General features: G+C 49.9%; 10 protein-coding genes. 5 read left to right on the forward strand and 5 right to left on the reverse strand.

Going from position 1 to position 16,008, the window contains the following annotated elements; genetic code table 11:
* Positions 1-8 precede the first annotated feature (8 nt).
* Positions 9-1,790, forward strand: a complete 1,782-nt coding sequence (locus FEN17_RS10260; protein ID WP_138365150.1) for a RagB/SusD family nutrient uptake outer membrane protein — start codon at positions 9-11, stop codon at positions 1,788-1,790.
* Between the two features lie 111 nt (positions 1,791-1,901).
* A complete protein-coding gene (locus FEN17_RS10265; RefSeq protein ID WP_138365151.1) occupies positions 1,902-3,209 on the forward strand; it encodes a BNR-4 repeat-containing protein in 1,308 nt (435 codons plus the stop codon).
* 35 nt (positions 3,210-3,244) lie between these two features.
* Here FEN17_RS10265 and FEN17_RS10270 read toward each other — a convergent pair whose 3' ends face one another.
* On the reverse strand, positions 3,245-5,020 hold the full coding sequence (locus FEN17_RS10270; protein WP_138365152.1) for a sulfatase-like hydrolase/transferase: 1,776 nt from the start codon (positions 5,018-5,020) through the stop codon (positions 3,245-3,247).
* A gap of 16 nt (positions 5,021-5,036) precedes the next feature.
* Complete coding sequence (locus FEN17_RS10275; RefSeq protein WP_138365153.1) at positions 5,037-6,620, reverse strand: arylsulfatase; 1,584 nt, start codon at positions 6,618-6,620, stop codon at positions 5,037-5,039.
* Between the two features lie 203 nt (positions 6,621-6,823).
* On the opposite strand from FEN17_RS10275, the gene FEN17_RS10280 reads away from it, so the two are divergent.
* From FEN17_RS10280 to FEN17_RS10290, 3 genes are all read left to right on the forward strand, one after another.
* Positions 6,824-7,411, forward strand: a complete 588-nt coding sequence (locus tag FEN17_RS10280) for a TetR/AcrR family transcriptional regulator (RefSeq protein WP_138365154.1) — start codon at positions 6,824-6,826, stop codon at positions 7,409-7,411.
* A 35-nt stretch (positions 7,412-7,446) separates the two neighbouring features.
* The gene (locus FEN17_RS10285; RefSeq protein WP_138365155.1) at positions 7,447-8,139 is read left to right on the forward strand and encodes a hypothetical protein; all 693 of its coding nucleotides are present in this window, start codon (positions 7,447-7,449) and stop codon (positions 8,137-8,139) included.
* A 77-nt stretch (positions 8,140-8,216) separates the two neighbouring features.
* The gene (locus FEN17_RS10290) at positions 8,217-9,764 is read left to right on the forward strand and encodes a DHA2 family efflux MFS transporter permease subunit (RefSeq protein ID WP_138365156.1); all 1,548 of its coding nucleotides are present in this window, start codon (positions 8,217-8,219) and stop codon (positions 9,762-9,764) included.
* 25 nt (positions 9,765-9,789) lie between these two features.
* Here the strand turns inward: FEN17_RS10290 and FEN17_RS10295 are convergent, their stop codons facing one another.
* The 3 genes from FEN17_RS10295 to FEN17_RS10305 form a co-directional block, all read right to left on the reverse strand.
* Positions 9,790-11,247 (reverse strand): glycoside hydrolase family 30 protein, encoded by a 1,458-nt coding sequence (locus FEN17_RS10295; protein WP_138365157.1) that lies wholly within the window; start codon positions 11,245-11,247, stop codon positions 9,790-9,792.
* A 77-nt stretch (positions 11,248-11,324) separates the two neighbouring features.
* Positions 11,325-12,791 (reverse strand): RagB/SusD family nutrient uptake outer membrane protein, encoded by a 1,467-nt coding sequence (locus FEN17_RS10300; RefSeq protein WP_138365158.1) that lies wholly within the window; start codon positions 12,789-12,791, stop codon positions 11,325-11,327.
* A gap of 11 nt (positions 12,792-12,802) precedes the next feature.
* Positions 12,803-15,769, reverse strand: a complete 2,967-nt coding sequence (locus tag FEN17_RS10305; protein ID WP_229208761.1) for a SusC/RagA family TonB-linked outer membrane protein — start codon at positions 15,767-15,769, stop codon at positions 12,803-12,805.
* Positions 15,770-16,008 lie beyond the last annotated feature (239 nt).

Genomic DNA, 16,008 nt, shown 5'->3' on the forward strand with positions numbered 1-16,008 from the left:
ATATCATTATGAAAAAGAAAACCATACTCATATCCAGCTTTAAGACCGCCCTTTTTTGCGGCGCACTCTTGCTGCATTCCTGCTCGAAGGATTTTCTTAAACCCGAGCCACTTTCGTTTTTTACCCCTGAAAATGTTTTTGTAAACAAGGAAGGCTACGAGGCGCTCCTGGTAACAATGCGTAAAGACCTGACACGTGAACAAACTGCCCAGAAAAACTTCATGGCGCACCAGTCGGCAGCCTCTGAATCAGGCGTTCCCTGGCTGCAAATGGACTTTTCGATGCTAACGCCGAACTCCGATAACTACCAGCAGTTTGTAGCGCAGATCAATGACATTTTCGCCATGGTGAAAAATGCAAATACGATCATCAGCCGCATCGACAACATTACCTGGAAAAGCGAGCAGGACCGCAACACGATCCTCGCCGAAGCGCTTTGGCACCGCTCCTACTGGTATTACCGGCTGATCGGAAATTACGGTGACCTGCCTTTTGTGCAGGAAGAAGTCAGTGGTGCAAAGCTGGATTTCAAGACACATTCTCGCTGGGCGATTTTGGATAAAATTCAGTCCGACATGGAGTTTTCAACCCAGTGGATGCCTGTGACGGCCGCGCCGGGGATACCGACAAAAGGCGCTGCGGATCATTTGCTGACAAAGATTTACCTCGCCAATATGGAGTTTGCAAAAGCAGTCGAAGCCGCGACCCGCGTGATCAACGGACCTTATGCCTTGATGACAACCCGCTTCGGCGCGGAGGCTTCGGCAGCAAATAAAAATGTGATATGGGATTTGCACCGGCCTGATAACAAGAACATTGCAGCCAATAAAGAAACGATCCTGGCTTTTGTAGATCGCTGGGAAGCGCCGCAGACCGCGCGGACTGCCGGACTTTTTACGATGCGGGTGTATCACTGCGCGTGGTACAACAATGTGGTGGCGAAAGATAAAAACGGCGGCCTGGGTATGATCGCCGCAGGAACATTATATGACTCTCTCGGACGCGGCAACTGCGACGTGGCCCTGAGCGATTACCAAACGTACAACATCTGGAAAGAAGACGGTTTTGATTACAAAACGACGCCCGACCTCCGCCGAGCCGACATTAACTGGTGGGACCGCGAGGAGCTCTTTTACAACAATCCGGCGTCGGTGCAGTACAAGCAGCCTTTTGACCCGAAAAATATGGATGCGCCTTCGGAATACTGGGCGCGGATTTTTGCAATGCCATGGTACAAAACGTACGTGCCAAACAAAGTGGGCCAAACCGGCGTACCTTACGGCAGCAATGGTGACTGGTACATTTTCCGGCTAGCCGAAACTTATCTTTTGCGAGCCGAGGCTTATTACTGGCTGGGACAAACTGCCGCCGCAGCCGCTGACATTAACCTGGTCCGCACCCGCGCCAAAGCCCAGCCGATCACCGCCGGGGAAGTGACGATTGATTACATTTTTGACGAGCGTGCGCGGGAATTGTTTGCAGAGGAGCCACGGCAGAATGAATTGAACCGGGTATCTTACATTATGGCTTCAAAAGGGCTGAACGGATATAGCCTGGCTACATTGTATCAGAAAAACTGGTTTTACGACCGGATTATTAAATACAATAATTTCTATCAGCATTACGGAGAGGTTTTTCAATTAGGTCAAAGTCCTAAAATTATGCCGTACAGTTTTCAGTGGCCGATTGATGATAAAATGATCACGGCGAATGCGCAGGGGCGGATTAATCAAAATAAGGGATATGTCGGGTCGGAGCGGAATGAGGCTCCTTTGGAGACTGTCGAATAGTTTTTGTTTGCCACGAATGCACCGCAGCGGCGGCCGCGAATACACCACGAATAGCATTCGTGAAACATTTGTGTATTCGCGGCAACAAAAAAGACGTGATATTCTAAAACTATGAAAAAACTTCTGCTACTAATCCTGGCCCAAATGCTCGCCGGGAAAACAAACGCCCAGCAAACCCTCACGACTGACGGAGCGTGGTGCTGGTTCAGCGATCCGCGGGCGGTGTATGCCGATGCGATGGGGAGCAGGATTATTACCGGGTGGGTGACGAAGCAGGGTGACATTCAGGCTGCGATGCTCGATGCAAGTTCAGGAAAATCGGAAACTGTTACGTTATATGAAAAGCTGGAAGTGGACGACCACGACAATCCGGCATTTGCCATTTTGCCAGACAAAAACATCATTGCGCTTTACACCTGGCACGGCCGGAACGAGGAGCCGAAAGGGGTAATCCAGAACACCACCAGCAAACCCTTGGACATTTCAACATTCAGCAAAGCCAAAGTTTTTAAACCCAAAACCGACTCGCTGCTAGCGCTTTACAAGAAGGATACCTATACCTACGCCAACCCTTTTATCCTGAAAAAAGAAAAAAACAAGCTGTACTGCTTCGGGCGCTGGATTGGTTACAAACCGAATATGATCACCTCCACGGATAACGGGCAAACCTGGTCGGAGCCGAAGGTGGTGATTACCTCCAAAGTGCTGGATACCAACAACCGGCCGTATGTGAAATACTGTTCTGACGGAAACGCCCGCATTCACCTGATCTTCACCGACGGCCACCCGGCGGTAGAGCCGCTGAACTCGGTCTATTATTGTTACTACGAAAACAATGCATTCTGGCGCGCGGATAACAGCCTGATCTGTAAGGTCGATGCGCTGCCTTTTCATCCTTCCGACGCCACATTGGTTTATAAAGCCACCCCGGAAACCGGCAAAGCCTGGATTTTCGACATTACCGCCGACGCCAAAGGACGGCCCGCAATTTTGTACGCGCGCTACCCGACCAATGAACAGCACCAATATTTTTACGCCAAATTCGATGGCAAAAGCTGGGTAGACAACAAAGTCGTTGAGGCGGGAAAATGGTTTCCGCACACCCCGGCCGGGCAGAAAGAGCGGGAAGTGAATTATTCGGGCGGGATGACATTCGACCCGATTTCGCCGGAAACGATTTATTTCTCCCACCAGATCGACGGTATCTTCGAAATCTCGCGCGGCGTGACGCAGGATGCCGGAAAATCCTGGAAAATTTCACCAGTGACAAGAAATTCTGAATTGGATAATGTGCGGCCGTTTGTCCCTCGAAACAAAACGGCCAAAAACAAAACCGTGCTGCTCTGGATGCAAAACCGGTCGTACATTCATTACACCGACTACGACAGCAGTATTCTGTACAAAATCATTCAGCCATAGTCGCCGCTAAACCGGCTGCCGGATACAGAATACGGTCATTTAATCAAAACCAATTCTACTGCACGGATATCAGCGAACTTTGGTCCTTTAATATCCGTGGCGGTTAATTTCAGCTCGCCCCTGCCCTTTTGCAGCTGCAACTCCCCAACTGTGAAGGTTTTAAATACTTTTTCATAAGATTCGGCATCCCGCTTCACCCGGTCGGGGCTGTCGATCAGCGGCGGGTCAAATGCTTCCGGAAACTTGCCGGAAATGCGGCTTTTATTCAATGTTAAGGTGAATGTTTCGCCCGGCTCGGGGCTGGTGTATTGAACATTTACACGGTATCTCCCGGCTGTATTCACCTCCACATTCCAGCTCGCGTAAGAGGTAGTGTCACTCCAATTAGCGATCCACGAAGAGTTCGGCGCGGAGGCGCTGTAAGACAATGTACCGCCTTTGGAACGGTGTAAAACCGCATCCTGCGAAGGCAGTACCGTCTTTGGAAACTGCCTGTAACCGACCGGAATCGGACGTAAAGTATCCACATTCTTCATCATTTCTGCATACCAATTTTCCAGATCATTGGAAAGTGATTTCGCCAGTTCTGGTTCTTTGCCCGAAATGTCATTTTGCTGGGTCGAGTCTTTTGAAATGTCAAATAACGCACCGCCGGAGAACAGGTAAGCGCCCTTTCTCACGCTTCTATTTTTATTGATAGAAGAAAAAAGAATGCGCTCGGGCACCGGAGCAGCGCCGGTCAATGCTGGTTTGAGACTGATGCCGTCGAGAGGCTTGGTGCCTTTGGCAGAGACGCCCGCGAGGTCGGTTAATGTGGGCAAAATGTCAATATAAGCCGCATTTCCCTCCACGATTTTGCCCGGCTGGATTTTCCCTGGCCAGCGAATCAGGAATGGTACGCGCACGCCGCCTTCATCCGCCACGCCTTTGCGGCCCTTCATGTCCCCATTCCACCGCCAGGAATTCGGACCGTTGTCGGACATATAAATGAGGATGGTATTGTCGGTCAATTTCAGCTCTTCCAGTTTGCTCAGGATGCGGCCTACATTATCGTCAATGTTCTCGCACATCGCGAGGGCCGAAATTGTCACTTCCAAATCCTCGGGATTTTTGCTGTTGGTTTTCATCGTAATGCCGCGCGCCTTCACCCGGTCATAATATTTGTCCGGCACCTGAAAAGGCGAATGCGGCGCATTAAAAGGCACATAACATACAAAAGGCTGCGATTTATTTTTCTCAATAAAAGCCAGTGCCTTGTCAGTCAGGTCGTCGGTAATGTACCCCTTGCTCCGCTCCGGCTCACCATTATGGTCGAGCATGGTGTTAAAATAATTGGCGTAATGCCCGCTCAAAAACCCATAAAATTCATCAAACCCGCGACCATTCGGATGGTAGGGATACTGGCTGCCATTATGCCACTTCCCAAATGCGCCGGTCGCATAGCCCGCTTTTTTAAACAGATCCGCCAGCGTTACCTCATTCAAATTCATGAATTCCTTTGAGTTAGAAACCCCCGAAACCCCGGCCCGGTAATGATAACGCCCCGTAAGCAACCCGGCCCGCGTTGGCGCACAAAGCGGCGCCACATAAAACCGCGCAAACCGCGCCCCCTCCTTCCCGATCCGGTCAATGTTAGGTGTGCGAATATTGGTATTCCCATTGATGCTTAGATCCCCCCAGCCCTGGTCATCGGAGAGAATGAAGACAATGTTTGGCTTTCGGGACTGGGAAGTCGTTTTCTGACAAAAAGCGACCTGGCCGAGCAGCAGGAAGAAGATGATTTGAAGAAAAAGTAATTTTCGGGTATTCATAAAAACTTTTTTTAGTCTACTTAATCAAATCCCAATCCACCACACCCACCTTTTTTGCCCAATCAAGATACTCCTTTTCCAGCGCTTTCACTTTCTCAGGATATTTTGAAGCCAGATTTTGTGTCTCGGTGCGGTCGGATTTTAGATTGTATAACTCCCATGGCTGGTGGATTTCGGCTACTAGTTTCCAGTCGCCGCTGCGCACGGCGCGGCTGCCTTCGTGTTCCCAGAAAAGGGTGCGGGGAGATGTTTGGGTGTTTGATGTTAATGTGGTTCTCAGACTTTTTCCCGGCAGTGGCGTGAGCTTTTTACCAAGGAATTCCTGGGGGTAAGTTACGCCTGCCCAGTCGAGACAAGTTGGTAACAAATCGATTAAATGCGCCACCTGGGCACTTTTTCCTGCATGGATCTGCCCTGGAAACCAGGCGATAAATGGGGACGCGATGCCGCCTTCGTGCGTATTTCTCTTGAATAAACTGAAAGGCGTGTTGCTGGCATTGCCCCACTCGGGATAGTAGCTGTCGATCGACGCCGCCGAGCCGGGCGTGCCATTTTTTTGCACCACATCAGGCAAATCCTTTGCCCTATCCGCACTACCGCCATTATCCGAAACAAAGACGACGAGCGTATTTTTATCCTGCTGAATGTCTTTGAGTTTAGTCAAAATGTCGCCGATGCCCCGGTCCATGCGATCGATCATCGCGGCGTAGATTGCCATCCGCGTGTCCCACATTTCGCGCTCCGAAGCTGTAAGTTCTTCCCAGTCTTTGGCGCCGCTGAACCTGGGTGACAATTGCCAGTTTTTATCCATAATACCCAACTGCTTTTGCTTGGCAAATCGCGCTTTCCGCAGCGCATCCCAGCCTTTCAGGTACTTGCCTTTATACTTTGCAATGTCCTCCGGCAATGCCTGGATCGGCCAGTGCGGGGCGGTGTAAGTCACATACAGGAAAAAGGGATGCTCGCTATTCTTCACCTCGTCCAGCGATTTTACAGCAAAATCCGTGATTGCCTGCGTCAGGTAGCGCGAGGTATCCTGCCGCTCCATTTTTTGACCATTTAATAAAAAAGTCACCTTGCGCCCATCATTGTAAATCGGCTCCGAATTAAAGTAGCTGCTCCCGTTATTGAGCATCGTAAATGACTTGTCGAAACCCCGGTTATGCGCCAGCGCCGAGGGAACCAACCCTACATGCCACTTTCCGGAAACAATTGTGTGATAACCTTTTGTCTTCAAAAGCTGCGCGATCGTCGCACTGTTTTCGCTCAAAAAACCCTGGTAAGCTGGTGTACCTTTGTCCTGCACCATATCACCGATCCCCGCCTGGTGCGGGTACAAGCCGGTAAGCAGCGCCGCCCGCGACGGACAGCAGCGGCCGCTGTCATAAAACGAAGTCAGCCGGATACCCTCCCCCGCCAGCCGGTCCAGATTGGGCGTTTTGATTTCGGAACCGAAACAACCCAGGTCAGAAAATCCCAGATCGTCGGCCAGAATGAAGACAATGTTCGGAGAACGTTTGTGGAGTTGTGCATGCGCCGGCACGATGCTGGCCAGCGTGAACGTGATATATAAAAATCTAAATCTTAAAATCTGATACATGGAAATATGGTTAGCCCCGAGAAGAAAGATGCGAGTTGCTGGCTGCGATGCAAATCTAGAAAAACTATTTAGTCTACTAGTTTTGTAGTGTATAAAATTAACAACCAAAATGTTCATCCTCGAAAGCTTAAAACTATATCCCCCAAAATAAATTTGGAATTTAAGACCGATCGGTCTATTTTTGTAAGGTTAACTTCAACACCATGGGCAAAGCAGAACGTACCCGGCAATTTATCATCGAGCAATCCGCACCTGTTTTTAATGTGAAAGGCCTCGCTGCAACCGCCATGAGCGACGTGATGGGTATCACAAAAATGGCGAAAGGTGGCTTGTACGGGCATTTTGAGAGTAAGGAAGACTTGTCGCGGGCGGTGGTCGATTACAACATTTCACTGCTCATTTCAAAGGTAAGCCAGGTGGTGGCTGGGGCGGAAACTGCCAGGGAAAAGCTGTTCGCCATGCTGGATCTCTTCTCGACGCCCGTGCAGTTTCCGGTGGAAGGCGGCTGCCCGCTGCTGAATTTTGGTGCGGAATCCGACGATACCAATCCGGAGATTAAAAAGAAAGTCCGTGAAACCATTTTAGGCGCCCAGAAACGGATTGCAAACATTATCCTGGACGGTATCGAAAAAGGAGAATTTAAGCCGAATTTCGATAGTAAAACGTTCGCTATCAAAACAATGACCATCATTGAAGGAGGCACGTTGATCGGGCGGGTGCTGGGTAGCAACAGCCAGATGAAGCTGATGATGGACATGCTTAAAAAAGAAATTGAGGAAGAACTTATCTAATTTTTTTTACCTAAAAATAAACCGATCGGTCGATTATGGAAAATGTTGCACCTTTTGCTTATGGGCTTTTTACAGCAACCGTGATATTGTCGGTTTGGCTGTTTTGGAAAGCCGCCCGGTATTCAAAACCGGTTCTGCTAATCTTGCTTGCCTGGATTTTGCTGCAATCCGTTCTCGGACTGGCAGTATTTTACGAAGACAGTTCTTCTCTCACTTCCCGGTTTTCGCTCCTCGTTGTCTTCCCCGTCGTTTTCCTAGGTTCCCGGTTTTTCACCAAAACAGGAAAAAAATTTATAGATAGCCTGGATATCAAAGGATTAACCATTTTTCACATCATCCGCATCCCGGTCGAAATTACCTTGCTCTATCTTTTTTTGGGCAAAACAATTCCGGAAGCGATGACTTTTGAAGGCCGGAATTTCGACATACTATCGGGACTGACTGCACCGGTGGTTTACTACTTCGCATTTATCCGGAAAAGCATCGGACCGAAAACCCTGATCGCCTGGAATGTTGCCTGTATGTTGCTGCTCATCAATGTAGTATCCAGCGCAGTGCTCTCTCTACCAGATCGCTACCAGCAATTCGGATTCGAGCAGCCCAACATTGCGGTCGGTTATTTCCCGTTTCTGCTACTGCCGGCTGTACTAGTTCCTTTGGCTTTGTTTTCCAGCGCGGCAGCTATCCGTCAAATGGTCGTGCACAAGAAGATAACTCACCAACCCTGATTTTTTTCAATAAAAATATACCGATTGGTATATAAAAGAACATACAACTGACAGACTTCAAAAAGATTCGCATCCAAATGAATGCTTTTAAAAGACAAATACTGATCGTCACGGTCATTTCCGCGGCGATTATGGAACTGATCGACATTTCGATCGTCAACGTGGCGCTTTCGCACATGAGCGGAAATCTGGGCTCGACTTTGGAGGATACTTCCTGGGTCATCACCGCTTACGCCATCGCGAATGTGATTATCATTCCGATGACCAGCTTTCTGACCACCAACCTCGGCCGCAGAAAGTACTATATCGGCTCGGTCATTTTGTTTGTCCTTTGCTCCCTGATGTGCGGAAATTCAACAAACATTTGGGAGTTGGTTATTTTTCGGTTTTTTCAGGGGCTAGGTGGTGGCGCGCTGCTTTCGGTCTCAGCAGCAGTGGTTTACGAGCTCTTCCCAAAAGAAAAACAAGCTACCGCCAGTGCATTATTTGGTCTCGGCGTATTCATCGGCCCTACCATCGGCCCAACACTGGGCGGCTACATTACTGAGTTTTCGTCCTGGCCGTGGATCTTTTATATCAATGTACCGATCGGCATTCTCGTAACTATTTCCTGCATCAGCCTCCTGACCGAACCCGCCATCACCCACGCCAAAAGTAAGGTCGACTGGCTCGGAATAACATTATTAGCGATCGGGGTTGGCGCGATGCAAATTGTGCTGGAAAGGGGCCAGACCGAAGACTGGTTTGAAACCCGGTACATTGTGGTGCTGACGGCGGTTGCGGCGCTAACATTAACGATGTTTGTTTTCTGGGAATTACGCATCAAATATCCGGTTGTAGACCTCAGGGTTTTGAAAAGCAAGGAGTTACTGATCGCCGCGATACTTACCTTTGTGACGGGCGTAGGCATGTTTACCTCTATTTACCTCACACCGGTTTTATCCCAGCGATTGTTTCTGTTATCACCTTCGCAGACTGGCGTTTTGCTGCTCCCGGGCTCCCTGGTGGCGCTTTTTGTCCTGATTATTTCCGGCAAAATCCTGCAACGCGGCGTGTCCCCGGCGGTGATTGTGTTCGTCGGGTTTTTGTGTTTTATTTATTTCAACTGGCTGATGTCGCGGATCAGCCTGGAAACTTCGTCGGCTTACATTTCCATCGCATTGATATTTCGTGCGGCAGGAATGGCGCTGCTCACTGTGCCGCTGACTACACTCGCGGTGTCGTCCCTGCAACCGAAAGATATGCCGCAGGGCGCGGCGCTGAACAATATGATGCGGCAGCTTGGCGGCTCGTTCGGCATTTCGATCCTTAATACTTACATGTCCCGGCGCATGGCCGTGCACCGAACCGATCTTGTCAGTGACATTACCGACCAGAATCCCGTCGCCGTCGAAAGGATTTCCGGCCTGATGAAAAGCTTTGCCCAGCGCGGGCTCGGGCAGCAGGAATCGTATGTGAAAGCACTGAAAGTGATTGACAACACCATTCAAAAACATTCCCTGCTGCTGAGCTACATCGACGGCTATCTCCTGATCGGGCTATTTTTTGTGCTGGCGATCCCGCTGTTAATGTTGGTGGCACAAAGACAAAAAGGCCCGGTGGTGATTGTTTCCGCAGATCATTAAGCTAACCTTTTCCTGCAACATTCCCTTACTTCCAAACCAGCGTCGCCACGGCATTGGGATCGATGGTATAGCTAAACTGACTTTCACCCAGATTCACCGTAAACTTCTTGTTATCCACACCCTGATTCAAAATCACCAACACTTTTGAACCGTCGGTGTTGACAAATGCGACGTGCTCTAACTGGCTCGCCGCGCTCAGGCGGTCAGATTGCACACGGAATGCGCCCGGGCGGACGAATTTGGACATGTGCGCGATGGTATAATACTCCACGTTTTTGGTAATGCTGCCATCGGCTTTGATCGTCACCACGCCGCGGCAATTGTCGCAGCCCTTATTTTTCGGGCCGTCGGCTTCATCCAGTGCGATGTTCCAGAGCAGCGCATTTTTCGACCAGTTATTGGCCGTGCCGATGAAAATGTTCGACATATTCCATTTCAGATTGTCCGAGAAGTTAGCCGCCCAGCGTCCACCCGATATCTCCGTGAAATACAAACCTTTATCCGGAAACTGGTCATGCACCTGACCCATCGCCGAAACATTCCCGCCATAAGCATGAAAAGCGGAACCCGCCACGTACTGGCTTGCTTTCGGATCATTCAAAATCGACATCGGGTAACCCGGCCGGTCCCAGTTATGGTCGTATAAAAGAACTTTTGTTTTAATGGATTTTGATTGAAAAAGCGGCCCCAGGTTGTTTTTAATAAGGGTTAATTGTGCAGCAGAATCCATCCCCATCGAAGGATAAGCCGCCTCATGCAGTGGCTCATTCTGCACCGAAAGTGCATCTATTGTAACGCCCTGGGCTTTGTAGGCATCCAGATATTTCACAAAATAATTCGCGTAAGCACTATACCATTCCGGTTTCAGACTTCCCCCGGCCAGTTTGCCGCTCGTTTTCATCCACGCCGGCGCCGACCAGGGTGTCGCCATGAATTTGATCGCGGGTTGCAATGCTACCACAGATTTGAGCACCGGAATCAGGTCTGCCTGGTCTTTGGCAATCGAAAATTTCTTCAAGTCCGCATCCGTCTGCCCGGCAGGCAGGTCATCATACGTGAAATCTTCCAGCGAAAAATCCGACGCGCCCATCGTGATCCGCAGGTAGCTGATACCGATCCCGCTTTGTGCATCAAACAAATCTTTCAGCAAAGCTTCCCGCTGCGTAGCATTCAATTTCTGGTTGATCAAATAAGCCGAAGAACCCGTCATCGCTGCCCCGAAACCGTCCATTTCCTGCAACTTCGTGGAAAAATCAATGTTGATGAGGTCAGCAGCCGGCGATACTGTGCCGGTTTTCACAATCGAAAGTGGATTTTCATTTTTGAGCAATTTGCTTTGCGTACCATTCGTCACCCACACCGCCACTTTGTTGGCAGCGGTGGTATCCGTCGGCTTGGGATCCTCATTCACCGGCGCCTCCGCCGAGCAGCTGCTGAGTGCAAGAGCCAGGCTGGTAACCGTCGCTATCATAACGTTTTTCATGATTTTGAGTAAAAAAGAAAGCCGCGCCCGGAGAAACATTTTTCAACATTCCCACTCAGGCACGGCTTCCAATGAAGCTAATAACCGTTATTTTGTTTCAAATTGGCATTTTTGTCGATCTCTCCCTGCGGGATCGGCCAAAGCAGACGGGTGTCGGTCAAGTTATAGTTCAGCCTATTTCCTGCGCCATCTTTCACCGCCTCCATCACCGGCACCACGCGGCCGGTGCGCACCAGATCATACCAGCGCTGGCCTTCAAATGCGAGTTCCAGGCGACGTTCTTTTTCGATCGCCAGGCGCATCGAAGTTTGGTCCGTAGCTGGTGTCGCGGCGAGTTTCGCACGGGTACGAATCTGATTTACCAAAGTGCGGGCACCGGCTAAATCCCCGGTTTCATTCAAGGCCTCGGCTTTCAGGAGCAGCACGTCAGCCAGGCGGTACATGATAATGTTCTGCGAAGCATCGGTATTGCGCATTTTGTAGGCAAAAGGAAACTTCGTCAAAGCCCAGTATTTATCCGACCATTTACCGGTAACGTTGGCCGTATAAATCGTCGAAGCTTTGCGCACGGCGTCTTTTTCATCGTCAAAAGCCTTGATCAGATCATTGGAAGGCGTATTGAATTTCTTCCAGTCGGTGCCGTAAAACATAGACGAACCCCAGTTTCCGCCGGTCGACCAATCTTCAAAATTCAGCTCAAAAATCGACTCCGCGCTGTTTTCATGCTTGCCGTCCCAGAGATCTTCAAAATTCGGCATCAATTTATACCCCAGCGCGATCACCTTATCTGCATTCTCTTTCACTTTCGCCCAGTCCTTGCGGGTGGCATATACTTTCGTCAGCAAGGTATAAACCGCACCCGGCGTGACCGTCATTTTGTTCGGCCCGGTTTTGGGAACAGCCGTAGCCGCCTCATCCAAATCCTTGATAATCTGCGCATAAACTTCTTCCGCCGCACTTCTGGCCGGATAAAGCTGACCATAAATTTCATCCACATTCTCGGAAGTAATGGTTGGCAGCTCGTCCACGACCAGCGGCACATCGCCATAAATCCTGACCAGATCAAAATACGCCCGCGCCCGGATAAACTTCGCCTCGCCGACGATCTGCGCCTTACGCTCAGCCGACAAAGATGCGTCCGTCACTTTGGGCACATTGGCGATTAGTGAGTTAGCGCTGGCGACATGGTTATACAGATAAGACCAATCCCGCGCGGCCACTGCATTGGTGGAAAGAATGCGGAATTCATCCACTTCAAACCACGCAGCATTATCGGCACCGGCATAAGAGTTGTCCGACTGGCCGTCGCCGAGGATAAAATAATCCATCACATAATATTCGGCCGAGCCACTTTTGAAAATCGCGTAGCTGCCGGCCAGGGCGGCTTCGGCGGTGGCGGCATTCCTGATAGCAGAACCCGCAGTTCCGGTACCGCTGCCGCCTACAGTAGTTTGTGAAATCGGTTGTAAATCAAGTTGGTCCTGGCAGGAAGGGAGCAGCATCGCGGATGCCAGTACCAGTGCTATATAATTGATCTTTTTCATTATTTTTTCAATTAAAAAGTAACATTCAAACCTGCTACAAATGCGCGGGAAACCGGGTAAGTACCGTAGTCGATACCGAGCGTGGCGCCGCTTCCTGTGAATGCATTCACCTCAGGATCAAAGCCTTTGTATTTGGTCAGCGTGAAAAGGTTTTGCGCAGTGAGGTAAATCGTCGCCCGGCTCAGCTTGATCTTCTCGGCAAAGCTCTTGTTGAGCGCGTAAGAGATTGTGGCACTTTTCATGCGCAGGAATGAAGCATCCTCGATGAAACGCGACGAGATCAGCGAGTTGTTTACATTGCCGTCGGTCGCCCTCGGAATGTCCGTGATATCGCCCGCTTTTTTCCACCGTCTCAGCACTTCCGTTGACTGGTTTTTGCTATCATACATTCCTTCCGTTTCCAGTCTCGAGGCATTGAAAGCCTTGTTTCCCTGCGAACCCTGGAAAAGAAATGACAGGCTGAAACTTTTGTAAGTCAGGTTGTTATTCATCCCGTAGGTAAATTTCGGCTGCGCGGAACCCAGGATCGTGCGGTCGGAAGGAGAGAAAGAACCGTCACCATTTACGTCGCGGTAGATCATATCGCCGGTTTCAGGATTGACGCCGTCGGCAATGTAGCCGTAAAATGTACCCAGCGAAGCGCCTTCCTGCAAAATAATGATCTGATCACTGCGACCTTCCACATCTGCATACCGGTAAATTTTGCTCAGTTGTAACTGAGTGATCTTGTTCCGGTTGAACGCAATGTTGAAATCTGTTGTCCACTGAAAAGCCGATTTATCGAAGTTAATGGTCGACAAAACGAATTCCAGACCCTTGTTTTGTAGCTTCCCGGAATTTCTTGGCATATAGCTGTACCCGCTCGTATTGGGCAGCGGCACATTCAAAAGCAGGTCATTGGTTTTTTTCAAATACGCATCCGCCGTGAATGTCACGCGGCCTTGCAGCATGCTCAAATCGATCCCGATGTTGCTTTGCGTGGTGGTTTCCCAGCGTAGATCCGGGTTGGGCGCATATACCGGCGGCGTTACAGCCGGGCCTGATGGCGGCGTGGTAGGCGTGCGGCGGGTGTAACTGTTCAGACCGTAAGACGCATAATTCGCCAAACCTTCCTGGTTACCATTTTGACCCCAGCCACCGCGCAGTTTCAGGTCGGTGATGAACTTTACATCCTGCATAAAAGGCTCTGCCGAGATACGCCAGCCCGCAGATACCGACGGGAAAAAGCCCCACTGGTTTCCTTTCGCGAGTTTGGAAGAACCATCCGCACGGAAGTTGGCGGTAATGAGGTACTTACTATCAAAATTATACATCAGGCGGCCCAGGTAGGAGTTCAAAAACCACTCCGATTGCTCGGTGTACGCATCCGTAATTTCATTCGCGGCATTCATCGTTTTTACAATACCGTCGGCTGGAAAGTCGCGTCCGGCGATGTAGGAGTTGTTCCAGGTGTTTTTCTGGATGGTGGTACCACCCAATGCTGAAAATTCATGCTTATCCCACTTTTTCTCGTAGTTCAAAGTATTTTCCCAGAGGTAAGTAAATGAATTCGAGCGCGTTGCATTTCCTAAGCCGTGCGTACTTCCGTTGGCTCCCCAGCCTTCCGTAGTGCGGTACGGATCGAGGTAGTAATCATTGGCGTGATTCATGAAATCAATCCCAAAGTTGGAGCGGAAAACCAGCCCTTTGGCCACCGTAAAATCGCCCGCCACGTTACCGAAAATCCGGTTATCCTTCGCCGACTGGGTCGGCCCGAACATGGCGGCCAGCGGATTGTCCCAGCCGGCTTTCAATGGATTGGTGGAGAAAATGGTACCCCTGATCGAATCCTGGGAGTAAACGCCCATCGTCGGCGGAGCGCCTAGTGCGCCGAGTACCACTGCATTACGTCCCGCATTATTGTTGTCTTTCACGTCGCGGATCTTGGCATTGGAGTAGCTGACATTGGTTGTCATCTTAAACCAGCTTTTGATCTGGTTATCCAGGTTCATGCGGAACGAATACCGCCGGTAGCTCGCAGGCTGGATAATGCCTTTATCCTGCGTCATCGCGCCGGAAACGAAGTATTTGTTCTTGTCGGTACCGCCTGAAAATGAGAGCTGGTAGTTCTGGTTGTGACCGGTTGTGAAAACTTCTTTGTTCCAGTCGGTTGTCTGGCTGCCCACGGTCACATTGTGGCCCATTTCGTTCATTAGATCAGCGTATTGCTGCGGGTTCAGCACATCGATCTTTTTCGCCATATTGGAAAAACCGTAATAAGCCGAAAAATTCACCTGAGACTGGTTTGCCTTCCCTCTTTTCGTCGTCACGATCACCACTCCGTTTGAAGCTCTCGCTCCATAAATCGCTGCGGATGAAGCATCTTTCAACACCTGAATGCTTTCAATGTCATTCACATTCAAATCGCGGGTATCCATCGTGGGCACGCCGTCGATGACGTACAAAGGTTCATTTCCGGCTTGAACAGACGTAGCACCACGTACGCGGATAGACAATGCGCTACCCGGCTTGCCCGAAGGCTGCGTCACCTGCACACCCGCCGCTTTTCCCTGCAACGCCTGCGCCGCCTGCAAAATCGGCCGTTCCTCAATGTCTTTCGTGCTAACCGACGCAATCGAAGTTGTAACATCACCGCGCTTTTGCGTACCATAACCGATCACGACAATTTCGTTCAGCGTTTTCTGGTCGCCGCCCAACACCACATCGATTTGCGTCTGGTTGCCTACCGCAATTTCCTTCGTTTCATAACCGATAAAAGAAACCACAAGCACCGCCTCACCATTGGGCACGGGGATTGAATAGTTTCCTTCCACATCCGTGACCGTACCTGTCTGCGTTCCCTTCACCAGCACGCTCGCCCCGGGGAGGGACTGTTTCTGCTGATCTCTGATCACCCCTTTTACAATAATCTCCTGTGCGTTCGCCAGGCCGATCGTTGCGAAAATCAGGACAATGAACATCGTAATTCTCTTTCCCATAGATTGTTAATGAATTTATTGGTAACTAATCGGATAATTTATTGGACAATTCTACGCAGCAAATGTAGGGATGTTTTCAGAAAATCAATAGTCCCGAAATTTTATAAATAGCTGAAAAATAGGTAGTTATATCAGAATTGATACGGTTCAACACCGGAGCAGGTAACCGCCGATATACCTGATTTTCAGTTTATATCAGGACAAAAATGCGATGAGGAGAAGGATCGGCTGATACGCCT

The sequence above is a fragment of the Dyadobacter luticola genome, from assembly GCF_005860805.1.
GTDB classification, from domain to species: Bacteria; Bacteroidota; Bacteroidia; order Cytophagales; family Spirosomataceae; genus Dyadobacter; species Dyadobacter luticola.